The 26,340-nt window shown below is 68.9% G+C and carries 20 protein-coding genes; 7 read left to right on the top strand and 13 right to left on the bottom strand.

Translation table 11 applies throughout. The annotated features are described in order from the left end of the window. Positions 1 to 40 precede the first annotated feature (40 nt). The 4 genes from LCHO_RS03840 to hemC all read right to left on the bottom strand — a co-directional run bounded on the left by LCHO_RS03840 (position 41) and on the right by hemC (position 4,383). Positions 41 to 1,288, bottom strand: coding sequence for a heme biosynthesis protein HemY (locus LCHO_RS03840; RefSeq protein WP_012345802.1), 1,248 nt, complete (start codon positions 1,286 to 1,288; stop codon positions 41 to 43). A 12-nt stretch (positions 1,289 to 1,300) separates the two neighbouring features. Continuing rightward, positions 1,301 to 2,404: a uroporphyrinogen-III C-methyltransferase gene (locus tag LCHO_RS03835; protein ID WP_150105408.1), complete on the bottom strand. Its 1,104-nt coding sequence runs from the start codon at positions 2,402 to 2,404 to the stop codon at positions 1,301 to 1,303. Positions 2,405 to 2,594: 190 nt separating this feature from the next. Further along, positions 2,595 to 3,398 carry a uroporphyrinogen-III synthase gene (locus tag LCHO_RS03830; RefSeq protein WP_012345800.1) on the bottom strand — a complete coding sequence of 268 codons (804 nt, stop codon included), beginning with the start codon at positions 3,396 to 3,398 and terminating at the stop codon, positions 2,595 to 2,597. Between the two features lie 16 nt (positions 3,399 to 3,414). Continuing rightward, complete coding sequence (gene hemC, locus LCHO_RS03825) at positions 3,415 to 4,383, bottom strand: hydroxymethylbilane synthase (protein ID WP_012345799.1); 969 nt, start codon at positions 4,381 to 4,383, stop codon at positions 3,415 to 3,417. A 119-nt stretch (positions 4,384 to 4,502) separates the two neighbouring features. Between hemC and ppc the strand changes: the two genes are divergently transcribed. Continuing rightward, positions 4,503 to 7,355, top strand: a complete 2,853-nt coding sequence (gene ppc / locus LCHO_RS03820) for a phosphoenolpyruvate carboxylase (protein ID WP_012345798.1) — start codon at positions 4,503 to 4,505, stop codon at positions 7,353 to 7,355. A 94-nt stretch (positions 7,356 to 7,449) separates the two neighbouring features. Here ppc and LCHO_RS03815 read toward each other — a convergent pair whose 3' ends face one another. The 8 genes from LCHO_RS03815 to LCHO_RS03780 form a co-directional block, all read right to left on the bottom strand. Continuing rightward, on the bottom strand, positions 7,450 to 8,175 hold the full coding sequence (locus tag LCHO_RS03815) for an ABC transporter ATP-binding protein (RefSeq protein ID WP_012345797.1): 726 nt from the start codon (positions 8,173 to 8,175) through the stop codon (positions 7,450 to 7,452). Positions 8,176 to 8,189: 14 nt separating this feature from the next. After that, a complete protein-coding gene (locus LCHO_RS03810) occupies positions 8,190 to 8,966 on the bottom strand; it encodes an ABC transporter ATP-binding protein (RefSeq protein ID WP_012345796.1) in 777 nt (258 codons plus the stop codon). A gap of 10 nt (positions 8,967 to 8,976) precedes the next feature. Beyond that, positions 8,977 to 10,062, bottom strand: a complete 1,086-nt coding sequence (locus tag LCHO_RS03805; RefSeq protein WP_012345795.1) for a branched-chain amino acid ABC transporter permease — start codon at positions 10,060 to 10,062, stop codon at positions 8,977 to 8,979. A gap of 16 nt (positions 10,063 to 10,078) precedes the next feature. Then, a complete protein-coding gene (locus tag LCHO_RS03800) occupies positions 10,079 to 11,014 on the bottom strand; it encodes a branched-chain amino acid ABC transporter permease (RefSeq protein ID WP_012345794.1) in 936 nt (311 codons plus the stop codon). A gap of 264 nt (positions 11,015 to 11,278) precedes the next feature. After that, positions 11,279 to 12,622, bottom strand: a complete 1,344-nt coding sequence (locus LCHO_RS03795) for a replication-associated recombination protein A (RefSeq protein WP_012345793.1) — start codon at positions 12,620 to 12,622, stop codon at positions 11,279 to 11,281. 50 nt (positions 12,623 to 12,672) lie between these two features. Further along, the gene (lolA, locus tag LCHO_RS03790) at positions 12,673 to 13,311 is read right to left on the bottom strand and encodes an outer membrane lipoprotein periplasmic chaperone LolA (RefSeq protein WP_012345792.1); all 639 of its coding nucleotides are present in this window, start codon (positions 13,309 to 13,311) and stop codon (positions 12,673 to 12,675) included. Between the two features lie 29 nt (positions 13,312 to 13,340). After that, on the bottom strand, positions 13,341 to 15,752 hold the full coding sequence (locus LCHO_RS03785) for a DNA translocase FtsK (RefSeq protein ID WP_012345791.1): 2,412 nt from the start codon (positions 15,750 to 15,752) through the stop codon (positions 13,341 to 13,343). Positions 15,753 to 15,863: 111 nt separating this feature from the next. Continuing rightward, a complete protein-coding gene (locus tag LCHO_RS03780) occupies positions 15,864 to 16,532 on the bottom strand; it encodes a Crp/Fnr family transcriptional regulator (protein WP_012345790.1) in 669 nt (222 codons plus the stop codon). A 309-nt stretch (positions 16,533 to 16,841) separates the two neighbouring features. Here LCHO_RS03780 and trxB point away from each other — a divergent pair, with 309 nt between their 5' ends. The 4 genes from trxB (at position 16,842) to LCHO_RS03760 (ending at position 20,364) form a co-directional block, all read left to right on the top strand. Then, positions 16,842 to 17,807: a thioredoxin-disulfide reductase gene (gene trxB / locus LCHO_RS03775; protein WP_012345789.1), complete on the top strand. Its 966-nt coding sequence runs from the start codon at positions 16,842 to 16,844 to the stop codon at positions 17,805 to 17,807. 260 nt (positions 17,808 to 18,067) lie between these two features. Further along, positions 18,068 to 18,301, top strand: coding sequence for a 50S ribosomal protein L28 (gene rpmB, locus LCHO_RS03770; RefSeq protein WP_012345788.1), 234 nt, complete (start codon positions 18,068 to 18,070; stop codon positions 18,299 to 18,301). 17 nt (positions 18,302 to 18,318) lie between these two features. Further along, complete coding sequence (rpmG, locus tag LCHO_RS03765) at positions 18,319 to 18,489, top strand: 50S ribosomal protein L33 (RefSeq protein WP_012345787.1); 171 nt, start codon at positions 18,319 to 18,321, stop codon at positions 18,487 to 18,489. A 168-nt stretch (positions 18,490 to 18,657) separates the two neighbouring features. Next, positions 18,658 to 20,364 carry a hypothetical protein gene (locus LCHO_RS03760; protein ID WP_012345786.1) on the top strand — a complete coding sequence of 569 codons (1,707 nt, stop codon included), beginning with the start codon at positions 18,658 to 18,660 and terminating at the stop codon, positions 20,362 to 20,364. 6 nt (positions 20,365 to 20,370) lie between these two features. Here the strand turns inward: LCHO_RS03760 and LCHO_RS03755 are convergent, their stop codons facing one another. Then, entirely contained in the window at positions 20,371 to 24,300 is a 3,930-nt protein-coding gene (locus LCHO_RS03755; protein ID WP_012345785.1) for a DUF3683 domain-containing protein, read from the bottom strand. 172 nt (positions 24,301 to 24,472) lie between these two features. On the opposite strand from LCHO_RS03755, the gene ugpQ reads away from it, so the two are divergent. Both ugpQ and LCHO_RS03745 read left to right on the top strand, forming a co-directional pair. Beyond that, positions 24,473 to 25,246, top strand: a complete 774-nt coding sequence (gene ugpQ, locus LCHO_RS03750; RefSeq protein ID WP_012345784.1) for a glycerophosphodiester phosphodiesterase — start codon at positions 24,473 to 24,475, stop codon at positions 25,244 to 25,246. Further along, positions 25,243 to 26,313: a CaiB/BaiF CoA transferase family protein gene (locus tag LCHO_RS03745; protein WP_012345783.1), complete on the top strand. Its 1,071-nt coding sequence runs from the start codon at positions 25,243 to 25,245 to the stop codon at positions 26,311 to 26,313. The genes ugpQ and LCHO_RS03745 overlap by 4 nt, the downstream gene beginning before the upstream one ends. The last annotated feature ends 27 nt before the right edge of the window (positions 26,314 to 26,340 follow it).

Here is a 26,340-nt window from a genome sequence, read left to right as displayed (position 1 = left end):
CAAAGCAGAACGCTACTATAGCATGTCTGTTTTCAAACAATCAAGTGGCATTCGCAGCTTTTCGATAACAACGTTGTGCCTGGTCTTCGTCGCCCTCCTGATCGGCGATCTGGCCAAGCCAGCGCCAGGCGTCCTGACGCAGGCCGAGTTCGGCCGAAGCGTTGGAGGCAGCCACCTCCAGCAGGCGGCGCGCGCGGCCCCAGAGCTGACGTTCGGCCATCGCGCGGCCAGCAGCGTAGGCGAGCGGTGCATCCTGCGGCTGGGCCGCCACGGCATCTTCGAGCAGCGGCAGCCAGTCGGCCGGCAGGCCGGGCAACACATCGACAAAGGCCCGCAACACGGCGGCACGCTCGCGTTCGCCGAGCTGGTGGATGTGCTCCCAGTGCGGGCGCAGCCAGCCACGGCCATCGGTCACCGCATCGAGTTCGGCCGCCAGGCTGGCCGCGCGCGCGGTGACGACCGGATCGCGCCGGTCGGCCGGATCGAGCTGCAGCCAGATGCGGCGCAGCTGATCGGCGTCACGGGCGGTGTCGAGCACCTCGATGGCCAGCGAGCGCAGGATGCCGTGTGCCGCCACCGGGGCAAAGCCCTGGTGCTTGGCCAGCAGGCGCGCGGTCTTGAGGGCCTCGAGCGGCTGGCGTGACAGGCGCGCGGCCTGCAGGCGCAGGCGCAGGGCCTGGGTGCGGCGCGCCACGCCGGCCGGCAGCTGGGCGAGCTGCTCGAAAGCGCGGTCGGGATCGCGGTCGTCGATCGCCCATTCCGTGGCCAGCAGGCGCGCACCTTCGGCCACCGGCGTCGGCAGGGCCGGCGCACCGAGCATGCCGAGCGCGCGGCCGAGCTGTTCGTCGCGCCGCGTGCGGTCCTGCAGGCGATGCAGGCTGCTGGCGGCAAGCAGGTGGGCGAGCGCGCCGAACTCGACATCGGCGGTGAGTTCGGTGGTCAGCGCACGGATCTCGAGGGCGCGCTGGGCGGCCTTGTGGGCGCGGCTGTAGCGGCCCGAGAACAGCAGGCCCAGCGACTCGCGCAGCGCCATCTGGGCGGCCCGTTCACGCCGCTGCAGGCGCCACAGGCGAGCCCGCTCGGGCAGGCCGACGAGGCGGTTGATCGAACCGACGGCGATGTAGACCGCCGCGCCGCTGGCCAGCAGCAGCAGCACGAAGAAGTTCAGGGACAGGTCGACGCGCCAGGGCGACCAGTAGATCGATACCACGCCGTCGTTCGCACCCAGGGTGCTCGCCGCCAGCACGGCGACGACGGACAGCAGCAACAGCCAGACGACCCAACGCATGCCGAACACTCCTCAGCGCCCGGCCACCGCGGCGGCCGTGGCCACCAGGGTTTCGTCGGGCTTGGGTACACCGATCAGACGGCTCTGCTGGGCGATCTGGCGCAGCAGTTCGACGGCCACCTGGGTCTTGCGCGAACTGGCGTCGAAGTAGCGGTTGATCGCCTGCTGGGCGCTCTGCAGGTCGGCACTGGCGGCATCGAGCTGGCGCGACAGCACCGACAGCCGGGCGTTGAGCAGGCGCAGCTTGAGGTTCTCGCGCAGCAGGAAACCCTGCTCGGGCGCGATCAGCATGGCCTCGGGACGCTCGATGCGCGTGACACGCAGGAGGCTGCGCAACTCGCTCCAGATCTCGTCGAACGGACGCGACCAGGCCAGCATCCAGACCGGCGACGAGGCACCGGCGGATGCGGCCTGTGCGCTGGCTGCGCTGCCCTTGCGTGGCACGGTGGCACTTGCGACGGGCGCCGACGCCGTGCCCGCCGGGATGGCCCGCGCCTCGCCCGCGTGGCGCCCGGTGATGGCCGCCTCGGACACCAGCGGCAGCTCGTCGGCCAGCCGCACCACCTCGTCGATCTTGATCAGCAGCGCGCCGATGTCGGGCACGCCGACGGAGCGCACCCGGTCGAGATCGCTCGCGATGGCGCGACGCAGGCGCTCCAGGCGCGGCTGGTTGATGCGCGCCAGGCGGTCGTCGGCCGAACGCAGGGCAACCACCAGCGGCTCGGCGCTGCCGGTCAGGGCGCTCTGCTGCATGGCGACGCGGATGGCTGCTTCGATGTCGGCGACGACATTTTCGTCACGCGAGCGCGACAGCGACTGGATCAGGTCGTCGAGCTGGCCGCGCTGCAGGGCGACCTCGGCCAGCCGGGCTTCGAGCAGGGCCGCCTTGGCGGCGCTGTCGCGCGAGACTTCCTGCGCCTGCCTGGCGAGCACGAGGGCTTCGGCAGACTGGTCGGCGCTGCCCTGCTGGCGCCGCACCAGTTCCTGTTCGAGGCTGTGCAGCTGGGTGCGGGTGTCCCAGGTCATCCAGACCGCCGTTGCGGCCAGGACCACCGCCACCAGCGCCATCACCAGCATGGCCGGCGCGCGAGCGCCTGCTGCAGCGGTGCTTGCCATGGCAGGCGCGGGTGGTGGAGGCGGCAAGTCGGGTGCTGCGACGGGGGGTGGCGCTGCGTCGCCTGCAGGAGTGGTGTCTTGGTTCACGGTGGGGGTGGGCCGGGACTGAAAAGCCGCGCAGCCATTGTATAGACGGCCCTTCGTGCCGGAGTGCACATCCGGGCCGGGGCGGACGGCGCAGCAAGGCCGCTCAATCGAGCGTCTGCATCGACGCGGCAATCAGTGCCGCATCGGGTGTCAGCGGCAGCACCGTGCGCCAGCCGAGCGATGTCGCGGTCTGCGCGATGCGCAGGTGGGTGGCCACCGCTGGCACGTCATGCAAGGCGCGCCAGGCCTGCGGTGCGGTCTGCATGAACGCCGCCAGATGCCCGATCGCCTGCGAACTGCTGAACAGCCAGGCGTAATCCTGCGGCCGCTGCCGCACCCGCTGCAGCAGGTCGAGCAATTCACCCGACCAAGCCGGCGCGGTGCGTCGGTAGGCGGCCAGCAGATCGACCTGGGCACCGTGGTGGCGCAGCGTGCTGGCGAGCCAGTCGCGGCCGTCCTCGCCGCGCACGATCAGCACCTGTCGGCCGGCCCAGGTCTGCGATTCGAGGCGCTGCAGCCAGAGCGTCTCGGCGTCGAACTGATCGGCGTCGGCGGCCGGGGCGACGATCTGCGCCGCAGCCACACCTTTCGACTGCAGCGCCGCGACGGTGCCCGGCCCGGTCGCAGCCGCGAGCGTGTCGGTCGGCCACGGCAGGCCGGCAGGGCGCTGGGCGAAGAACTGCAGCACCGCGTTCGGGCTGACGAACATCACCATCCGGCAGTCGGCCAGGCGCTGCCAGGCGGCCTGCACCGCGGCGGCAAACGCGGCCACCGGCTCGATCACCATCAGCGGCGCGGCGCAGGCCGGCTGGCCCAGGCCGCGCAGGCGCTCGACCCATTCGTCGGCCTGCGGCTGCGGACGGGTGACGAGCAGCTGCCGCAACGGCGCCGCGCCAGGGTGGCTCATGTCGTGAGCCTGTGGATCAGGACGCCACCGGCAGCGCCGCCAGCAAGGCCTCGCCACCGCCGGCACGCAGACGCGCCACCACCGCCAGGCCGAGCGCCTCGGCGCCGGCGGTGTCGGTGACGGCAGCCTCGGCGCTCGCCACGATCAGCGCCACGCTGGCGTCTTCCGGATGGCCGAGACGCGCCTCGAGATGAAGCTGCGCGCCCTGCCACTGCGCGAACGCCGCCAGCGGCATGCTGCAGCTGCCGCCCAGTGCACGCGAGACCGCCCGTTCGGCATGCACCGCGAGCCAGGTCGGTGCGTCGGTCATGGCGGCCAGCGCCTCGCGCAACGCCGACGCATCGGCGCGCACCTCGATGCCGAGCGCGCCCTGGCCGGCGGCCGGCAGCATCACGGCCGGATCGATGACGCTACGGATGCGCTGCGCCAGGCCGAGCCGCTTGAGCCCGGCCGCGGCCAGCACGATGCCGTCGTACAGGCCTTCGTCGAGCTTGCGCAGCCGGGTGTCGAGGTTGCCGCGCAGCGCGTGGATCTCGAGGTCGGGGCGCACCGCCTTCAGCTGCACGATGCGGCGCAGGCTCGAGGTGCCGACGCGCGCGCCCTGCGGCAGGCTGGCGACGTCGTCGTAGTGGTTCGAGACCCAGGCATCGCGCGGGTCTTCGCGCTCCAGCACGGCGGCCAGCACGAAACCCTCGGGCAGCTCCATCGGCACGTCCTTGAGCGAATGCACGGCGAGCTGGGCGCGGTCTTCTTCGAGCGCGACTTCCAGCTCCTTGACGAACAGCCCCTTGCCGCCGACCTTGGACAGGGCGCGGTCGAGGATCTGGTCGCCGCGGGTCGTCATGCCGAGCAGCTCGACCACCGCGCCGTGGCGGCGTTGCAGCAGGTCACGGACATGTTCGGCCTGCCAGAGGGCGAGGCGGCTTTCGCGGGTGGCGATGATGCAGGGCTGGGGCAAGGTGCTCATGCCCGCATTGTCCCGCATGCGCGAGTGCCGGCGAGCGAGGCGCCGATCGTGGCCTTGATCTTGCTGAGTTCCGCGAAGGGCCAGTGATACCATCGCGCCCGTAACTTTGTTACCGATCTCACCACATAGAGGTTTCAATGCCGAGCGCCGCCTCCCGCCCCCGCAGCCCTGCCGCCAAGAAGTCCGCCGCACGCCGCAGCCCTGAAACCCCGCAACGCCGCAGCGACGACGCGGCCGAGAAGAACCGGCCGCTGATGGACGACATCCGTCTGCTCGGTCGCATCCTCGGCGACGTGATCCGCGAGCAGGAAGGCCAGGACGCCTTCGACCTGATCGAGCGGGTGCGCCAGCTCTCGGTGGCCTACCGCTTCAAGCAGGACGCCAACGCCGGCAAGACCTTCGACCGGCTGCTCAAGAACCTGACGGTCGACCAGACCGTCAGCGTGATCCGCGCCTTCAGCTACTTCTCGCACCTGGCCAACATCGCCGAAGACCGCCACCACGTGCGCCGTCGGCAGGTCCACGAGCGCGCCGGCAACCTGCAGGAAGGCTCGCTGGCGATGACCTTCGACCGCCTGGCCGAAGCCGACATCCGCGCCGCCGACATCGCCAAGTCCCTGGCCCACGCCTACATCTCGCCGGTGCTGACCGCGCACCCGACCGAGGTGCAGCGCAAGAGCATCCTCGACGCCGAGCGCGCCGTGGCCGAGCTGATCGGCGAGCGCGACGACCTGCACACCGCCGGCCAGCGCGCCGACAACGAGGCGCTGCTGCGCGCCCGCGTCACGCAGCTGTGGCAGACGCGCATGCTGCGCTACACCAAGCTCACGGTGGCCGACGAGATCGAGAACGCGCTGAGCTACTACCGCAGCACCTTCCTGCGCCAGATCCCGCGCATGTACCGCGCGGTCGAGCAGGCGCTGCCGGGCCACGACATCGGCAACTTCTTCCGCATGGGCAACTGGATCGGCGGCGACCGCGACGGCAATCCGTTCGTGACCGCCGACACCCTCAAGCTCGCGCTGTCGCGCCAGAGCGAGACCGTGCTGCGCCACTACCTGACCGAGGTGCACGCGCTCGGCGCCGAGCTGTCGATGTCGCAGATGCTCGCACCCGTCACGCCCGAGATGCAGGCGCTGGCCGCGGCGTCACCGGACCAGAGCTCGCACCGCGAGGACGAGCCCTACCGGCGCGTGCTGATCGGCATGTACGCGCGCCTGGCCGCGACCCTGCACGCCTTCACCGGCACCGAAGCGCTGCGCCACGCCGTGCCGCCGCAGAACCCGTACACCGACGCCGGCCAGCTGCTGGCCGACCTGCAGGTGATCGAGACCTCGCTGAAGTTCCACCACGCGCAGGCGCTGATTGCGCCGCGCCTGGCGCCGCTGATGCGGGCGGTGCAGGTGTTCGGTTTCCACCTCGCCACGGTCGACCTGCGCCAGAGCTCCGACAAGCACGAAGCGGTGGTGGCCGAGCTGCTGGCCTGCGCACGCGTCGAGGCCGACTACAGCGCGCTCGACGAGGGCGCACGCCGCGAACTGCTGATGCGCCTGCTCAACGAGACCCGGCCGCTGCGCGTGATCGGCGCCGAGTATTCGGAGCACACCGTCGGCGAACTGGCGATCTTCGAGACCGCGCGCACGATGCTGGCGCAGTACGGCCGCGCGGCGATCCGCCACTACATCATCTCGCACACCGAGGATGTGTCCGACCTGCTCGAGGTGCTGCTGCTGCAGAAGGAAGCCGGCCTGCTGGTCGGCGCGCTCGACGCCGACGCGACCAACGCGCTGATCGTGGTGCCGCTGTTCGAGACCATCGGCGACCTGCGCAATGCCGCGCCGATCATGCGTGCCTTCTACGCCCTGCCCGGCATCAAGCAGATGATCGTGCGCTCGGGTGGCGAGCAGGACATCATGCTGGGCTACAGCGACAGCAACAAGGACGGCGGCTTCTTCACCAGCAACTGGGAGCTCTACGACGCCGAGCTGGCGCTGGTCGAGCTGTTCGAGGCCCTGGGCCGCAGCGACGGCATCACGCTGCGGCTGTTCCACGGCCGCGGCGGCACCGTCGGCCGCGGCGGCGGCCCGAGCTACCAGGCCATCCTGGCGCAGCCGCCGGGCACCGTGAACGGCCAGATCCGCCTGACCGAACAGGGCGAGGTGATCGCGTCCAAGTATTCACACCCCGAGATCGGCCTGCGCAACCTCGAGACGCTGGTCGCGGCCACGCTCGAAGCGACGCTGCTGCACCCGACGCAGAGCGCGCCGAAGGGCTTTCTCGCGGCGGCGGCCGAGATCTCCGACGCCAGCATGGCGGCCTACCGCAAGCTGGTCTACGAGACCGACGGTTTCACCGACTACTTCTTCAGCACCACGCCGATCCGCGAGATCGCCGAGCTCAACATCGGCTCGCGCCCGGCCTCGCGCAAGGCCACCCGCGCGATCGAGGACCTGCGGGCGATCCCCTGGGGCTTCAGCTGGGGCCAGTGCCGCGTGGCGCTGCCGGGCTGGTGCGGCTTCGGCTCGGCGATCGAGGCCTTCCTGAGCGCCCAGGGCGAAGACAAGCGCAAGAGCCGGCTGACGCTGCTGCAGCGCATGTTCAAGCAGTGGCCGTTCTTCCGCACGCTGATGTCGAATCTGGACATGGTGCTGGCCAAGACCGACCTGCGCATCGCCGCGCGTTATGTCGACCTGAGCGAGGACAAGAAGCTCGGCAAGAAGATCTTCGCGGCGATCGAGGCCGAATGGGCGCTGACCGATCAGGCGCTGACCCAGATCACCGGCGAGAAGAACCGCCTGGCCAGCAACCCGAGCCTGGCGCGTTCGATCGAACACCGCCTGCCCTACCTCGACCCGCTGAACCACCTGCAGGTCGAGCTGATGCGGCGTTATCGCCAGCGCAAGGAAGGCGACCCGGCCAACGAGCGGCTGCAGCGCGGCATCCACATCTCGATCAATGGCGTGGCGGCGGGACTGCGCAATACTGGCTGACCGGGCGCCGAAGCGCTCACGCCAAGCAAAACGCCGACTCTCGAGTCGGCGTTTTTTCGTTCAGCGCATGTCACTGCGGCGAGTGACTCGCTCGTCACTCGCCCAGATACGCCGCCCGCACCTTCGGGTCATCCAGCAGCGCCCGACCGTTGCCGGTCATCGTCACCTCGCCCGACTCCATCACGTAGCCGCGGTCGGCGATCGCCAGCGCCCGGCTGGCGTTCTGTTCGACCAGCAGCATCGTCACGCCCTGCTTGTGGATGTCGGCGACGACCTCGAAGATCTTGTCGACCATGATCGGCGACAGGCCCATCGACGGCTCGTCGAGCAGCAGCACCTTGGGGCGCGCCATCAGGGCGCGGCCCATCGCCAGCATCTGCTGCTCGCCGCCCGACATCGTGCCGGCCAGCTGCGCGCGGCGCTCCTTCAGGCGCGGGAAGATGCCGAACACCTTCTCGATGTCGTCATCGATTTCGCGGTCGTTGCGCGTGTAGGCGCCCATCTGCAGGTTCTCGGTGATGGTCATGCGCGTGAAGGTACCGCGGCCTTCCGGGATCATCACCAGGCCCTGCTTGGCCAGGTCCCAGGCGCCCTGCCCCTTGAGGCTCTTGCCGAGGTATTGCACGTCGCCATCGGCGATCGGCTGGATGCCGGTGACGGCCTTGAGCGTGGTGGTCTTGCCGGCGCCGTTGGCACCGATCAGGCTCACCAGCTCGCCCTCACGAACCTCCAGGGTCACGCCCTTGACGGCCTGGATGCCACCGTACGCGACCTTCAGGCCACTGATGCGCAGCAGCACCTGCTTGTCTTGTTCTGCCATGGTCTGCTCTGCTTTCAATGGGCTTTGTGACCGGCGCCCAGGTAGGCCTCGATCACCTTGTCGTTGCGCTGCACCTCGGCCGGCGTGCCTTCGGCGATCTGCTTGCCGTAGTCGAGCACCGTCACGCGGTCGCACAGGCCCATGATCAGCTTGACGTCGTGCTCGATGATCAGGATCGTGCGGCCATCGCGGCGGATGCGGTCGATCAGCTCGCGCAGCACGACCTTCTCGGTCGCGTTCATGCCGGCGGCGGGCTCGTCGAGCGCGATCAGCTTCGGGTCGGTGGCGAGTGCGCGTGCGATCTCGAGCCGGCGCTGGTCGCCGTAGCTGAGCGTGCGCGACTTGAAGTCGGCGTACTTGCCGATGCCGACGTAGTCGAGCAGCTCCTGCGCGCGCTGCGCGATCGCGGCCTCTTCGGCCTTGAAGCCGGCGGTGCGGAAGATCGCGCCGATCAGCCCCGACGACGTGCGCACGTGGCGGCCGACCATGACGTTCTCCAGCGCCGTCATCTCGGGGAACAGCCGGATGTTCTGGAAGGTGCGGGCGATGCCCGCCGCCGCCACCTGGTGCACCGCGGTCGGCTTGTAGGGCGCGCCGCCGAGTTCGAAGCTGCCGCCGTCGGGCGTGTAGAGGCCGGTGATGACGTTGAAGAAGGTGGTCTTGCCGGCGCCGTTGGGGCCGATCAGACCGTAGACCTGACCCTTGCGGATCGTGATGCCCACGTCGCTGAGGGCCTGCAGGCCGCCGAAGCGCTTGGAAACGCCTTTGACTTCGAGAACGGTGTCAGTCATGTCGCGCTCCTCATTTCACGGCCACGGGGGCCGCCTTGCCATGCTCGGGCGAAGGCCACAGGCCGCGCGGGCGCAACAGCATGATCACGATCATGGCCGAGGCGATCAGCAGCTGGCGCAGGATGGCGGCGTCGAGCCGCCCGCCGGTCATCGACTGCACGTCGCCGGCCACGTAGCGCAGCACCTCGGGCAGGGCCGCCAGCAGCAGCGCACCCAGGATCACGCCGGGGATGTGGCCGATGCCACCCAGCACGACCATCGCGACGATCATCACCGACTCCATCAGCGTGAACGACTCGGGCGAGATGAAGCCCTGGAAGGCCGCGAACATCGAGCCCGACACACCGCCGAAGGTGGCGCCCATGCCGAACGCCAGCAGCTTGAGGTTGCGGGTGTTCAGGCCCATCGCCTTGGCGGCGGTCTCGTCCTCGCGGATCGCCATCCAGGCACGGCCGATGCGCGAGTTCTCGAGGTTGTGGCAGATCACCACGCTGCCCACCACCAGCACCAGGAACAGGTAGTAGTACAGCGCCACCGACGGGATGACGAAACCGAACAGGTCGTAGGGCTTGCCGAAGCTGAAGCCGAACAGGTTCATCGAGTCGATCTGGCTGATGCCGCGCGGCCCGTTGGTGATGTTGACCGGGTGCTCGAGGTTGTTCATGAACACGCGGATGATTTCGCCGAAACCCAGCGTGACGATCGCCAGGTAGTCGCCGCGCAGCTTGAGCGTCGGCGCACCCAGCACCATGCCGGCCACCGCGGCGACGCAGGCCGCCGCGGGGATCACGAGCCAGATCGGGTAATGCATGCCGGTCGGGAAGGCCGCACGCACCGATTCGAAGTTGAGGCTCAGGTGCGGCGACGCCACCAGCGCGTACATGTAGGCGCCCAGCGCGTAGAAGGCCACATAGCCCAGGTCGAGCAGGCCGGCGTAGCCCACCACGATGTTCAGGCCCAGCGCCAGCAGCACGTACAGCAGCGCCAGCGCCATGATGCGCACCCAGCCCTGGCCGAACTGGGCCGCGAACAGCGGCAGCGCGACCAGCGCGATGGCGGCCAGCAGGATGACGATCAGTCGGTTCTTCGGATTCATGTCGGGGTCTCCGGGCTCAGGCGCGATCGGCCACACGTTCGCCCATCAGGCCGCTCGGGCGCAGCGTGAGCACCAGGATCAGCACCAGGAAGGCGAAGATCTCGACGTAGTGGCTGCCGAACAGGCCGCCGGTGAGGTCGCCGAGGTAGCCCGCGCCGATCGCCTCGATCAGGCCCAGCAGCACGCCGCCGACCATCGCGCCGGTCAGGTTGCCGATGCCGCCGAACACCGCGGCGGTGAAGGCCTTCAGGCCCGGCATGAAGCCCATGCTGTGCTGCAGCGTGCCGTAGTTGGCCGCCCACATGATGCCGGCGATGGCGGCGAGCGCCGCGCCGATGATGAAGGTGGCGCTGATGATGTGGTCGGGGCGCACGCCCATCAGGCCGGCCACGCGCGGGTTCTCGGCGGTGGCGCGCATGGCGCGGCCGAGCTTGGTCTTGTTGACCAGGTACAGCAGGCCGGCGAGCACGACGGCGGTGGTGACCAGGATCAGCACCTGCGTCAGCGTGATGACCGGGCCGTCTTCCCACAGGAAGAAGATCTCGGCCGGGATCAGCTGCGGATAGGGTTTGGGGTTGGGCTTCCAGATGATCATCGCCAGCGTCTGCAGCAGCAGGCTCATGCCCATCGCGGTGATCAGCGGCGCCAGCCGCGGCGCATTGCGCAGCGGCCGGTAGGCGACCTTCTCGATCGTGTAGTTGAGCGCCGAGCAGACGATGATGGCGGCCACCATCGAGATCAGCAGGATCACCCAGCCGGGCGCGGCGATGCCGGCATCCTGAAACGCGGTGGCGACGGTCCAGCTGACCATGGCGCCGACCATCAGGACCTCGCCGTGGGCGAAGTTGATCAGGCTGATGATGCCGTAGACCATCGTGTAGCCCAGTGCCACGAGCGCATACATGCTGCCCAGCACCAGACCGTTGATGATCTGTTGTACGAAGGTATCCATCCAGAAGTCTCCTGTGTCGCGGCGCTTGGGGCCCCGCCCTTTTCGAGATGCGGGTGGGCTCATGGCCTCCGCCGTCTGACGCAACGCCCGTGCCAATGTGTCGGCACGCCGCGTCGCTGCTCTTGGGTCGGGCAGACGCAACCCATGCAACACATGGGTCACGCAGCCGTCATCGAGCGCCGCGGATTCTAGGCTCGCCCCTACCTGAGAAAGATTCGTACTTTCCTCAGATGTGCCTCGTTTGCGTTCGGTCAGAAACGGGCTTCAGCGAGCTTTCTTCGCCTGCGCGTCGCGCTCGCGCAATTGCGCCAGCTTGTCGCCGATCTTGATCTCGAGCCCGCGCGGCGCCGGCTCGTAAAAACGCGGCGGCGGATCGAGCGCATCCGGGAAGTAGCGCTCGCCGGCCGCATAGGCATCGGCCTCGTCGTGGGCGTAGCGGTAGTCGCGGCCGTAGTCGAGCTGCTTCATCAGCGCGGTCGGCGCATTGCGCAGGTGCAGGGGCACCGCGCGGGTGCCGTCCTTCTGCACGAAGGCGCGGGCGGCCTTGTACGCCGTGTAGACCGCGTTCGACTTGGGCGCCACCGCCAGGTAGACCACCGCCTCGGCCAGCGCCAGTTCGCCCTCGGGCGAGCCCAGTCGCTCGTAGGTCTCGGCGGCGTCGAGGCACAGGCGCAGCGCACGCGGGTCGGCCAGGCCGATGTCCTCGCTGGCCATGCGGACCAGCCGGCGCACGATGTAGCGCGCATCGACGCCGCCATCGAGCATGCGCACGAACCAGTACAGCGCCGCATCCGGATCGCTGCCGCGCACCGACTTGTGCAGCGCCGAGATGGTGTCGTAGAACTGCTCGCCGCCCTTGTCGTAGCGGCGCAGCTGGGCGCCCAGGCAGCGCTCGAGCACGGCCTCGTCGATCACCGCGCCGGGGCCGACCATCTGCACGACGTTTTCGTAGGTGTTGAGCAGGCGCCGCGCGTCGCCATCGGCATAGGCGATCAGCCGCGTCACGGCGCTCGCCTGCGGCGCCAGCGCGGCCAGCGTGGCGCAGGCGCGCTCGAGCAGCAGGCGCAGGTCGTCCTCGCCGATCGGCTGCAGCACGTGCACGGTGGCACGCGAGAGCAGCGCCGAGTTGACCTCGAACGACGGGTTCTCGGTGGTCGCGCCGATGAAGGTGAACAGGCCCGACTCGACATGCGGCAGAAACGCGTCCTGCTGCGACTTGTTGAAGCGGTGCACCTCGTCGACGAAGACGATGCAGCGCCGCCCCTGTGCCTGCGCCACCCGCGCCTGCTCGACCGCCTCGCGGATCTCCTTGACGCCACCCAGCACCGCCGAGATCTGCACGAACTGGGCGTCGAAGGCATCGGCCATCAGCCGCGCCAGCGTGGTCTTGCCCACACCCGGCGGGCCCCACAGGATCATCGAATGCGGCTGGCGCGATTCGAACGCCACCCGCAGCGGCTTGCCGGCGTCGAGCAGGTCGTACTGGCCGATCACCTCGTCGAGCGTGCGCGGACGCAGGCGCTCGGCCAGCGGCGCGTAGGCCGGGCGCGCGGCCGCTGCGCCGGCCGGCTGCGGCGGCGCGGGGTGGGCGTCGAACAGGTCGCTCACGGGGCCACGCGATCAGGGCCGGCGCGGATCAGCCGCAGCCATCGGCGTCATCACTGCTGCAGCACATCGGCCCCGGCCGGCGCGACGAACTTGAAACGTGCAGCGGGCACGGCCGCGTTGCCCTCGAAGCGGTTGAAGTCCAGCCGCGAGCGCTGGCCGAAGGCATCGGTGATCTCGAACGCCGCCAGATCCTTGCCGCGAAACGCCACGCGCAGGCTGCGGATGCTGCCCTCGCGGGCCTTGGGCAGCGCCTGCACCCATTGCAGGCCGGCCTCTTCGGGCAGGTTGGCGAGCGTGAAATCGCGTTCGATCGACGCACCGGCCAGCAGCGCCGCCGGCGTGCTGCCGAGCGCCTGGTCGAACGGCCGCACGGTGACCTGGTTCAGGTCGACGTCATGCAGCCAGACCTTCACGCCGTCGGCCACGATCTGCTGCTCGTAGGGCTTGGTGTAGTCGAAGCGGAAGCGGTTCGGGCGCAGGAACTCGAAGCTGCCGGTGGAGGTCTTTTTCTTCGCGCCGTCGGGCGATGTGACGGTCTGGTTGAAGGTGGCACGACCGGACTGCACGTTCTGCACGAAGTCGCGCAGGGCCGACACGCCGTCGGCCTGCGCCGCGCCATGCCAGCCGGCCGCGCACAGCAGCAGCGCCTGAAACGAAAAACCGAGCGCACGGCGGCGTGCGGAGGACATGAGGAAACGAGGGCCTGGCATGGGTGGGTTCATTCGGTGGGGCGTGGCGGCACGAGGATGTCGCGGTTGCCGTTGGTGGCCATGCTCGAGACCAGGCCGGACTGCTCCATCTGCTCGAGCAGGCGCGCGGCACGGTTGTAGCCGATGCGCAGGTGGCGCTGCACCAGCGAGATCGAGGCCCGACGATGCTGCAGCACCACGGCCACGGCCTGGTCGTACATCGGGTCGGCCTCGCCGCCGGCGGCGCCGGCTCCGCCTTCGGCGCCATCGCCACCTTCGCCGTCGAGCACGCCGCCTTCGAGGATGCCTTCGATGTAGTTGGGCTCGCCCTGGGTCTTGAGGTAGCTGACGACGCGGTGCACCTCGTCGTCGCTGACGAAGGCGCCGTGCACGCGCACCGGCAGGCCGGTGCCGGGCGACAGATACAGCATGTCGCCCTGGCCGAGCAGCGCCTCGGCGCCCATCTGGTCGAGGATGGTGCGGCTGTCGATCTTGCTGCTGACCTGGAACGAGATCCGCGTCGGGATGTTGGCCTTGATCAGGCCGGTGATGACGTCCACGCTGGGCCGCTGCGTCGCCAGGATCAGGTGGATGCCCGAGGCACGCGCCTTCTGCGCCAGGCGCGCGATCAGCTCCTCGATCTTCTTGCCGACCACCATCATCAGGTCGGCCAGCTCGTCGATCACGACCACGATCTGCGGCAGGCGGTCGAGCGGCTCGGGGGCCTCGGGCGTCAGGCTGAAGGGGTTCGGGATCAGCTCGCCGTGCGCGGTGGCCTCGGCGATCTTCTTGTTGTAGCCGGCGAGGTTGCGCACGCCCATCTTGCTGAGCAGCTTGTAGCGCCGCTCCATCTCGGCCACGCACCAGTTGAGCGCGTTGCCGGCCTGCTTCATGTCGGTGACGACGGGAGCCAGCAGGTGCGGGATGCCTTCGTAGACGCTCATCTCGAGCATCTTCGGGTCGATCAGGATCAGCCGCACGTCGCGCGCCTCGGCCTTGTAGAGCAGGCTCAGGATCATCGCGTTGATGCCCACCGACTTGCCCGAACCGGTGGTGCCGGCCACCAGCACGTGCGGCATCTTGGCCAGGTCGGCGACGACCGGTGCGCCGACGATGTCCTTGCCCAGGCCGATCGTGAGCTGCGAGGTGGCGTCGTCGTAGACCTGCGAGCCGAGGATCTCGGCCAGGCGGATCGTCAGGCGCCGCGCGTTGGGCAGTTCGAGCGCCATCGTCGTCTTGCCGGGGATGATCTCGACCACGCGGATCGACACCAGGCTCAGCGAGCGCGCCAGGTCCTTGGCCAGGTTGACGACCTGCGAGCCCTTCACGCCCACCGCCGGCTCGATCTCGTAGCGCGTGATCACCGGGCCGGGCTGGGCCATCACCACCCGCACCTCGACGCCGAAGTCCTTGAGCTTCTTCTCGATCAGCCGGCTGGTCATCTCGATCGACTCGGGCGTGACGGTCTCGACCCGGGTCGCGGGTGCCGCATCGAGCAGGTCGACCTGCGGCAGCCGGGTGTTCTCGAGCTCGACGAACAGCGGTTTCTGGCGCTCCGTCACGGCAGGCGCCGCCGGCATCGCCGGTGCGGCGGGCAGGCCCGGTGCGAGCGCGGTCTCGGTCAGCGTCGGCAGCTCGACCAGCACCGGCAGCTGATGCTCGGCGATGTGGCGCTCGGCCTCGGCCACCCGCTCGACCTCGACCCCGCGTTCGCGTTCGCGCTGGGCGCGCTGGCCGATGCGCTCGTCCTCGGCGCGCTCGAGGCGCTCGACGCGGCGCTCGCGCAGGCCTTCGACGGCGGCGCCGATGCGCTCGGCCATCACCACCCACGAGAAGCGGAACGCCCACGACAGCCCGATCAGCAGCACGACGATCCAGGCGACACCGCTGCCCGCGAACCCGAGCCACTTCATGCTCACCGGCCCCAGCGTGGCGCCCAGCATGCCGCCCGCGTGGGAGCCCGCAAGGCCGGCCTCGAACCGGTAGAGGCGGGTCCACTCGAGTGCACAGCTGGCCATCAGCAGCAGCAGCAGACCGAGCCAGGCCAGCCACTGCGGCCGCCAGACCATGGCGCCCTCCGGGTCGGACGGGCTGTCCAGGCGCAACGACTGCGCCACCAGCGCCAGCCAGCCACGCAGCATGAACAGCAGGCACCACCAGACCGACAGGCCCAGCGTCACGTAGGACAGGTCGGACCACCACGCGCCGAGCGCGCCCACGCGGTTGCGCAGCGGCTCGCCATCGCCGGAGGTCGAGAACGCCCAGTCACCAGGGTGGTGGCTGAGCAGGGCCATCAGCCACAGCAGCCAGATCGTCGCGCCCAGGGCGATGCCGATCTGCAGCTTCCAGCGCGGAACCGGTCGGGCAGGCAACGGGGGAGTGGGGGCGCCGGCAGCTTCAGCGGAAGCCGCCGAGCGCAGCGAACCGAGCGGATACGTCATGCACGTGATTGTGGACGATCGCGCCGGGGCTGAATGCGGCGCCGACGAGTCGGGCCCGGACCCCGCGGCCGAGGCCAGGCGGGCGGGTTGCGCGTCGGCGCGATGCGACGCTTACTGCGTCGTCAGGCGGTCGGTCAGGACGACCCAGCCGTTTTCCTGGGTCTCGATCAGGCCGCGCTCCTCGAGGTCCTTCATGACGCGGCTGACCATCTCGCGCGAGGCGCCGACCACCTTGGCCAGATCCTGGCGCGAGACCTTGCTGCGGATCATGCGCTGGCCTTCTTCGTCCTGCGCCATGTCGAGCAGCGCACGCGCGACCCGGCCGTAGACGTCGAGCAGCGCGAGCGACTCGATCTGGCGGTCGGCGTTGCGCAGGCGGCCGACCAGGCCGCGCAGGATCGCGTACGACAGGCTGGAGTTCTCGGGCAGACAGGCCCCGAACTCGCTGCGTGCCAGCACCAGCACATCGGTCTGCACCTCGGCGCGCACGGTGGCCGAATGCGGCTCGTTGTCGATCAGGCTCATCTCGCCGAGGTAGTCGCCGGCCTCCAGCACCGCCAGGATCACTTCGCGACCACGCGAGTCCGACGTGATGACCCGTGCGCGGCCGCTGAGCAAGATGAACAAGGCATCCGACTTGCGGCCTTGTTCAACGATGATTTCGCCGCGGCGATAGCGGCGTTTGACCACGCCGTCCGCGATCGTCTGTGCCTGCTCATTGGTGAGCATTGAAAACAGCGGCACGCGCCGGATCAAGTCGAGGTTCGAGAGCATTGCCATCAAGGCACTCCTGCTTGAGTTGGTTCTATCGTCGTCATTGAGTAATCACACTCCAACTGCAAACCTGACCGTCCATACAATCCCTCGGTCCGGCTACAGCATCCGGGCTTCCGTGTGCAGCCAACTGCTCGCTGAACACGGAAAACGCACCGGATTTTTTCACGACAAGTGTGATGCGTCGCTCACTCTAACCGATGCGTTACGAATTTGAGTAGCGCGCCCGACCCGAAGTGAAACTCCGCGCAGCCGCTTGTGCCCCGATCCGCGCACCGGTTTGAATCCCGCAAACCTGCCCTCATCTCCGACACCATGAGCTCAACACACCAACACGCCCAAGTCCTGATTCTCGGTTCCGGCCCGGCCGGATACACCGCGGCGATCTACGCGGCACGCGCCAATCTGCAGCCCATGCTGGTCACCGGCATGGCCCAGGGCGGCCAGCTGATGACGACCACCGAGGTCGACAACTGGCCCGCCGATGTCGCCGGCGTGCAGGGCCCGGAACTGATGCAGCGCTTCCAGAAGCACGCCGAACGTTTCAACACGAAAATGGTGTTCGACCACATCAACGAGGTCGATCTCGTACAGCGGCCGTTCAGGCTCAAGGGCGACTCGGGCACCTACAGCTGCGATGCGCTCGTGATCGCCACCGGCGCCAGCGCCAAGTACCTCGGCCTGCCGTCCGAGGAAGCCTTCATGGGCCGCGGCGTCAGCGGCTGCGCCACCTGCGACGGCTTTTTCTATCGCGGTGACGTGGTCTGCGTGGTCGGCGGCGGCAACACGGCGGTCGAGGAAGCGCTCTACCTGTCGAACATCGCCAGCAAGGTGCACCTGATCCACCGCCGCGACAAGTTCCGCGCCGAGGCGATCCTGATCGACAAGCTCAACGAGAAGGTCGCCGCCGGCAAGATGGAACTGCACCTGTTCCAGACCCTCGACGAAGTGCTCGGCGACAGCACCGGCGTGACCGGCGTGCGCCTGAAGAGCACCACCGACGACAGCACCACCGAACTGGCCGTCAAGGGCTGCTTCATCGCCATCGGCCATCAGCCCAACACCGACATCTTCAAGGGCCAGCTGGAGATGAAGGACGGCTACATCGTCACCCGCACCGGCCTGAACGGCTTCGCGACGATGACCAGCGTGCCCGGCGTGTTCGCCGCCGGCGACGTGCAGGATCACGTCTACCGCCAGGCGATCACCAGCGCCGGCACCGGCTGCATGGCCGCTCTCGACGCCCAGCGCTTCCTCGAGCAAGGTGGCGCGGCAGGCTGATCCCGAAGATGCCGGGTCGGATCTGGCTATAATCTTCGTTTTGCCGTCATGAGACCCGCCGTTCAAATGAACTGCTGCCGACACAACAGCAGCAGCGACCGACGGCGGAGGGGTGACCATCAAGCCAGACAGCGGCCCGGTTCCTGAACCGGTTCACTGTTCATAAGTGCAGATCCGCACAGCACTCGTTGTCCGGATTTGCGCCATGCGGCATGGCTTGCGCTGTTCACCGTATCGATTCATCAGTCTGGAGAAGCGTCATGGCACGCGTCTGTCAAGTCACGGGTAAAGGCCCGATGGTCGGGAACAATGTTTCCCACGCCAACAACAAAACCAAGCGTCGTTTTCTGCCGAACCTGCACTACCGTCGCTTCTGGCTCGAAACCGAGAACCGCTGGGTGCGTCTGCGCATCAGCAATGCCGCTCTGCGCCTGATCGACAAGGTCGGCATCGAGCAAGTCGTGGCCGACCTGCGTGCGCGCGGCGAACTCTGAACCTGAGGTAGAACATCATGGCAAGCAAAGGCGGACGCGAGAAGATCAAGCTGGAGTCCACAGCGGGCACCGGTCATTTCTACACGACCAACAAGAACAAGAAGACCACGCCCGAGAAGCTCGAATTCATGAAATTCGACCCGAAGGTGCGCAAGCATGTGCTGTACAAGGAAGTGAAGCTGCGCTGATCCAGCCCGGCTCCTGACACGAAACCCGCCCGGACCCGATCCCGGCGGGTTTTGTCTTTTCCGGGTGTCGTTCGTATCCCCCAAAGGTGTGACACACCTCGCCGGCGTGGACAAGGGCCGCGCGCTGCGACCCAATGGCGTCTGGACACGCACACATCGGGGAGCGACATGCCGTCCATCAGGATCCTCGCCATCGCAGCAGGTTGGGCCGTCGCGGTGCTCGGCATGCCCGTTGCCGCACCGGCCCAGACCATCGACACCAGCGCGGCACGCGCCACCGTGGGCTCGCCGCTTCGCCTGACCTTGCGGGTGCGTGATTTCGAATCCGGACCGGCCGCCCTGGGCCGCGACTGCCTGCAGGCCGACCTGCGGCAGGGCGATGCGGCAACCCCCGCGCTGCCGCTGCGCTGGTTCAGTTCGGCGCGCGCCGGCGAAGGCCACACCTGGGTGACGCTGACGAGCGCCCAGGCGATCGAAGAGCCGGTCCTGCGCATCAAGGTGGCCCTGCTCTGCGGCGCGTCGTTCATCCGCGAGTTCACGCTGCTGGCCGAGCCCCCGCCACCTGCACAGCCAGCACCGAAGACGCCGAAAACACAGAAAGCGCAGAAAGCGCAGAAAGCGGCGTCGGCGAAACGGCCCGCCAGACACTCGGAAGCGCCGATCCCACCGGCCCCGCAGTCCCCGAAAGCCGCCGCCGCGGTGAACCAGGATCCGGGCCATGAACTGGCCGTCATGGCCGTGACCGAGCCCTCGCGGTCGATCAAGCCCTTGTTGCAGGAACCGGGTGCATCACCCCATGCGGTGATCGACCGTGCCGCCCGCACCACGGTGGCGCCACAGAGCGCCAGTCCGCTCACGGACGCCTTCGTGCAACTCTGGCAACAGGACATGCAGGCCGTTCGCGAAGACCTCCGCCAGTCGCGCGCCGCACTGGCCAGCATGAGCGCCCGGCTCGAACGCGCGGAGCGAGACACCTGGCAACTCTGGGGCGGCCTGGCTGCGCTGGCCGCGGGCCTGGCGACGGCCGCCATGCTGTGGCGCGTGATCCGAGAAGTCCGGCTGCGCCGCTTCACGCGCATCGATGCGCCGGTTGCAGTCGTGAGACCGGCCCCGACATCGGCTCACCCGGACACGCCCGCAGCGCGGCCGCTGCCCGTCGCGCCACCCGCCAGCAGCGCCCATCCGGCGGCACCGATCGAGGCCCTTCCGGCCCCCGTTCCGACGCCCACGTCGACACCTGCGGCCGAGCCACCACCGGCCGACACCGCCGACCCAGCCGAGACGATCGCCTGGGACGAGCCTGCGGACAACCCGCCGTCGCGCTGGTCACAGGCCGACTTCGGCCAGCCCGCGCTCGACGAGATCAGCCACACCGAACTGCTCGCCAAGGTCGATGCGATGACGACGGGCGGCTATCACGGCGCCAGCGTCGCCGTGCTCGAAAACGCCTTGCAAAGCCGAGTCGGCAAGAGTGCCGGCATCCTGCTGCGACTGCTCGACCTCTACCGGCTGCTGCACCAACCCTGGAACCACGAGCGGGTCAGCGCCGAGATCGAGGCGATCTACAACGTGCAGGTGCCGTCGATCGAACAGGCCGAGGAAGGGCGCGCCCTCGATGAGCACGCACGGACCTGGCAGGCGATCACGCTGAGCTGGGGCACCTCAGCAGCCGCAGAGCAGCTGGAAAAACTGCTGGTACGCCCGACCCGCATCGAGGTGCTGGACCTGGCCGCGTTCCGCGACGCCCTGATGCTGCACACGATGTGCACCCTGCAGGACGCATCGATCGGCACAGACCGGACAGCGGACAGCGCCGCCGCCGATCCGGACGACCTGCCCGCCTTGCCGTGGCTGGCGCAGGGCGCCGCAGCCTGAGTGCCGTCAGACCAGCACGCGCTCGATGCCGCCCGCGTTGGCGCGCTGCACATAATCGGGCATCCAGTTCTCGCCCAGGATCTTGCGCGCCATCTCGACCACGATGTAGTCGGCCTCGAGCAGGCCGTTGTCGAGGTCGCCCTCGTAGCGGCTCAAGCCCTGCAGGCAGCTCGGGCACGAGGTCAGCATCTTGACGTCGCCCTGGTGACCGGCGGCACGCAGCGCGGCCTCGCCCTTGCGGACCTCCTCTTCCTTGCGGAAGCGGATCTGGGTCGAGATGTCCGGCCGGCTCACACCCAGCGTGCCGCTCTCGCCGCAGCAGCGTTCGCTCTTGATGACGCCTTCGCCCACCAGCGCCTTGACCGTCTTCATCGGCTCCTGCAGCTTCATCGGGCTGTGGCAGGGGTCGTGGAACAGGTAGTTGCCCGGGCCTTCGAGCTTGATGCCCTTTTCCAGCAGGTACTCGTGGATGTCGATGATGCGGCAGCCCGGGAAGATCTTGTCGAACTCGTAACCCTGCAACTGGTCGTAGCAGGTGCCGCAGCTGACCACCACCGTCTTGATGTCGAGGTAGTTCAGCGTGTTGGCCACCCGGTGGAACAGCACCCGGTTGTCGGTGATCATCTTCTCGGCCTTGTCGAACTGGCCGCTGCCGCGCTGCGGATAACCGCAGCACAGATAGCCCGGCGGCAGCACCGTCTGCACGCCGGCATGCCACAGCATCGCCTGTGTCGCCAGGCCGACCTGGCTGAACAGCCGCTCCGAGCCGCAACCCGGGAAATAGAACACCGCCTCGGTCTCGGCCGTGGTCGATTTCGGGTCGCGGATGATCGGGACGTAGTTCTTGTCCTCGATGTCGAGCAGCGCTCGCGCGGTCTTCTTCGGCAGGCCACCGGGCAGCTTCTTGTTGATGAAGTGGATCACCTGCTCCTTGATCGGGGCCGTGCCCACCGAGGCCGGCGGCGCGCTGGTCTGCTTGCGCCCCATCACCTTGAACAGGTCGACCGCGAAGCGTTGCGCCTTGAAGCCCACGCCGACCATCGCCGCGCGCATCAGCTTGATGGTCTCGGGACTGGTGGCGTTGAGCATCAGCATCGCCGCCGACTTGCCAGGCCGGAAGCTCTTCTGCCCCATCTTGCGCAGCAGGTTGCGCATGTTCATCGAGACGTCGCCGAAGTCGATCTTGACCGGGCACGGGCTCAGGCACTTGTGGCAGACCGTGCAGTGCTCGGCCACGTCCTCGAACTCTTCCCAGTGCCGGATGCTGATGCCCCGGCGGGTCTGCTCCTCGTACAGGAAAGCCTCGATCAGCAGCGAGGTGGCGAGGATCTTGTTGCGCGGGCTGTACAGCAGGTTGGCGCGCGGCACGTGCGTGGCGCACACCGGCTTGCACTTGCCGCAGCGCAGGCAGTCCTTGACGCTGTTGGCGATCTCGCCGATGTCGCTGCGCTGCATGATCAACGACTCGTGCCCCATCAGGCCGAAGCTCGGCGTGTACGCGTCGGACAGGTCGGCCGACAGCGTGTCGTCGCCGATCGCCGCGGTGCGATCCTTCGCGCGCAGCAGCTTGCCCTTGTTGAAGCGACCTTCGGGGTCGACCCGCGCCTTGTAGGCCGCGAAATTGGCCATCTCGGCGTCGGTCAGGAACTCCAGCTTGGTGATGCCGATGCCGTGTTCGCCCGAGATCACGCCATCGAGGCTGCGCGCCAGCGTCATGATGCGAGCCACCGCGCCGTGCGCGGTCTGCAGCATCTCGTAGTTGTCGGAGTTGACGGGGATGTTGGTGTGCACGTTGCCGTCGCCGGCATGCATGTGCAGCGCCACCCAGACGCGCCCGCGCAGCACCTCCTTGTGGATGCGCTTGCACTCGGCCAGGATCGGCAGGAACGCGTCGCCCGCGAACAGGTTCTGCAGGGGTTTCAGGATCTGCAGCTTCCACGATGCGCGCAGCCCGTGATCCTGCAGCTGGTCGAAGAAGCTGCGCCCGGCGCTCACCTCGTCGGTCTGCGCCAGATCCAGCCCGTCGAGCCAGCCCAGCCACAGCGCACGCACCTCGCGCAGCAGCGCGATCGCCTGCTGCACGCGGTCTTCGAGCAGCTCGGCGCTGGGGATGTCGTTGGCGTCGTCGGTCTTGCCCAGCGGCAGCGAGCCGGTGGCGAACAGGGCTTCGAGCTTGTCGACCAGCGCCAGCTTGTTGCGCAGGCTCAGCTCGATGTTGATGCGCTCGATGCCCAGCGTGTACTCGCCCATGCGTTCGAGCGGGATCACCACGTCCTCGTTCACCTTGAACGCGTTGGTGTGCTTGCTGATGGCCGCGGTGCGCTTGCGGTCGAGCCAGAACTTCTTGCGCGCGTCGGCGCTCACCGCCACGAAGCCTTCACCCGAGCGGCCGTTGGCCAGGCGGATGACCTCGCTGGTGGCCCGCGCCACCGCGTTCTCGTCGTCGCCGACGATGTCGCCGACCAGCACCATCTTCGGCAGGCCGCCGCGTTTGCTCTTGGTCGCGTAGCCGACCGCCTTCAGGTAGCGGTCGTCCAGATGCTCCAGGCCCGCCAGGATCGCGCCACCGGGGCGCTTCATCTCGGCGAACATGAAGTCCTTGATGTCGACGATCGACGGCACGCAGTCCTTCGGATTGCCGAAAAACTCCAGGCAGACCGTGCGCACATGCGCCGGCATCTTGTGCACCACCCAGCGCGCGCTGGTGATCAGGCCGTCGCAGCCTTCCTTCTGGATGCCCGGCAGGCCGGCGAGGAACTTGTCGGTGACGTCCTTGCCCAGCCCTTCCTTGCGGAAGATGCGCCCGGGGATGTCGAGCCGCTCGGTGCGCTCGAGCGTCTTGCCGCTGGCGTCGAAATACTTCAGCTCGAAGCTGGCGGTCTCGACGTCGTGGATCTTGCCCAGGTTGTGGTTCAGGCGCGTCACCTCCAGCCACTTGGCCTCGGGCGTGACCATGCGCCAGCTCGCCAGGTTGTCCAGCGCGGTGCCCCACAGCACGGCCTTCTTGCCACCCGCGTTCATCGCGATGTTGCCGCCGATGCAGCTCGCTTCGGCCGAGGTCGGGTCGACCGCGAAGACGTGGCCGCCGCGCTCGGCTGCGTCCGCCACCCGCTGCGTGACCACGCCGGCGCCGGTCCAGATCGTTGCCACCTTGCGGTCGAGGCCGGGCAGGTCGACCCACTCGACCTCGGTCATCGCTTCGAGCTTCTCGGTGTTGATGACCGCGCTCTTCCAGGTCAGCGGCACGGCGCCGCCGGTGTAGCCGGTGCCACCGCCACGCGGGATGATCGTCAGCCCCAGCTCGACGCAGCCGGCCACCAGCGCGGCCATCTCGGCCTCGGTGTCGGGCGTCAGCACCACGAACGGGTACTCGACGCGCCAGTCGGTGGCGTCGGTCACGTGCGAGACGCGGGAGAGGCCGTCGAACTTGAGGTTGTCCTTGGCGGTGTGGCGGCCCAGCACGCGGCGGGTGCGCGCACGCAGGTCGTAGACCGCCCGGAAGCGCGCCGAGAAGCGCTCGACCGCCGCGCTCGCCGCCACCAGCAGCTCGCCGACCGCCGCGTCGCGCACGCCGTCTTCCTGCGGCTTGCGGCGTTTCTCGATCTCGCTCAGGCGGTGATGCAGCGCGTCGACCAGCATCTGCCGGCGCTTCGGGTTGTCGATCAGGTCGTCTTCGAGATAGGGGTTGCGCTGCACCACCCAGATGTCGCCCAGCACCTCGTAGAGCATGCGTGCCGAGCGGCCGGTGCGGCGCTCGGCGCGCAGTTGCAGCAGCAGCTCCCACGCGCGTGCGCCGAGCAGGCGCAGCACGATCTCGCGGTCGGAGAACGATGTGTAGTTGTACGGGATCTCGCGCAGGCGCGGCGTGTCGGCAGCCTCGGCGTGCACGATGCCTTCAGGCAGGTTCAGGGGCGACAGGATGAGCGGTGCGTTCATGGGGGCCGCGTGCGCGAGGCGTGCGAAAAAGCAGAGGGCGCGAGGCCGTGCTTCACGTTTCGGCAGGGCTCAGGCGGGGCCGAGAATGGTACCGCAGGGCAGGTTTTCCCTGAGGATCAGGCCTTTGGCGCACGCAAGGCGGCAAGATCCGACCCTCAACCCGAGCCCTGTCATGACAGACCTCCACACCCCCTGGCCCTACCCGCGCTGGATCGCCCACCGCGGCGCCGGCAAGCTGGCGCCCGAAAACACGCTGGCCGCCTTGCGCCTGGGCGCCCAGTTCGGCTGGTCCGGCTACGAATGCGACGTCAAGCTCAGCGCCGACGGCGAGCTGTTCCTGCTGCACGACGACACGCTCGATCGCACCACCGACGGCCACGGCCTGGGCGGTGACCAGAGCTGGGCGGCGCTGTCGCGGCTCGATGCCGGCAGCTGGCACAGCCCGGACTACGCCGGCGAGCCGCTGCCGCGCCTGGAGGCGGTGGCGCGCCACTGCCTGGCCAACGGCCACGCGCTCAACATCGAGATCAAGCCCTCGCCCGACCTCGCGCGCGAGACGGGCGCCGCCGTGGCCCGCGCCGCTCAGCGGCTGTGGGGCGATGCGGTGCGAGCCGGGCGCAGCGCCTGGCCGCTGCTCAGCAGCTTCGAGCCCGCCGCGATCGAAGCCGCGCGCGACGCCGCGCCCGAGCTGCCACGCGCGCTGCTGCTCGAAGCGCTCGACACCGATTGCTGGGCCCGCGCGCAACGCCTGGGCTGCGTCGCCGTGGTGCTCGAGCACAGCCTGATCGACGGCCCCGACCTGATCGCCCGCCGCCACGCCGAAGGCCTGCGCGTGCTGGTCTACACCGTCAACGACGCCCGCCGCGCGCACCAGCTGTTCGCCTGGGGGCTCGACGGCCTGATCAGCGACGCGGTCGACCACCTCCACAACAGCACCCACCCATGACCCAAGCGCCAACCCAGCCCCTGAACCACCCGCTTCATTCCGTCCGCATCGTCGAATTCGAGGGCCTCGGCCCCGGCCCGCTGGCCGGCTGGGTGCTGGCCGGCCTGGGCGCGCAGGTCACGGTGATCCGCCGCCCGGGTGGCAATGCGATGGCCGAGCAGCTCGGCGGCGCCGGCGGCAATCGGCTGCTCGACGGCAAGCAGATCGTCACGCTCGACCTCAAGCGCGCGGCCGACCGCGCCGCCGCGCTCGACCTCGTCGCCCAAGCCGACGCGCTGATCGAAGGCAACCGGCCCGGCGTGATGGAGCGCCTGGGCCTGGGCCCGGCCGACTGCGCCGAGCGCAACCCGCGGCTGGTCTACGGCCGCATGACCGGCTGGGGCCAGACCGGGCCGCTGGCGCAGGTGGTCGGCCACGATCTGAACTACGTCGCGCTCAGCGGCATGCTGTCGCTGGCGGCGCGGCGCGGCGGCAACACGCCGCATGAACCGCCGATCGTGCCCCCCACCCTGGTCGGCGACGCCGGCGGCGCGCTCGGCCTGGCGCTGGGCCTCGTCAGCGCGGTGATGGCGGCGCGCCAGAGCGGCCAGGGCTGCGTGGTCGATGCGGCCATCGTCGACGTGGTGGCGATGCTCGGCACGCTGGCGCTGTGGATCCACGGCGGCGGCCAGCTGGCCGGGCCGGTGGCCGACAGCCCCTTCCACGACTCGCCGTTCTACGACGTCTACCGCTGCGCCGACGGCCGCCACCTGACGCTGGCGCCGCTAGAGCCGGCCTTCTACGTCGAGGCCCTCAAGCGCCTGGGGCTCGACGACGTCGCCCCGGACAGCCAGTACGACCTGCGCACCTGGCCGGCGCTGAAGGCGCGGCTGACCGCCCTGTTCGCCAGCCAGCCGCGCGCGCACTGGGACGCGCGGCTCGAAGGCAGCGACGCCTGCTACGCGCCGGTGCTCGACCTGCACGAAGCCGTCACCCACCCGCACAACCAGGCCCGCGGCACCTTCCGGCAAGACGCCCAGGGCCGCATCCACGCGGCCATCGCGCCGCGTTTCACGCCGCTGCGCTGACGCCGCCGCGCCGATTCAAGTAGTGAC

This window comes from Leptothrix cholodnii SP-6 (assembly GCF_000019785.1).
GTDB lineage: Bacteria > Pseudomonadota > Gammaproteobacteria > Burkholderiales > Burkholderiaceae_C > Sphaerotilus > Sphaerotilus cholodnii.
Note: the sequence above shows the minus strand (reverse complement) of the source record. Positions and strands in the feature narration are given on the sequence as shown.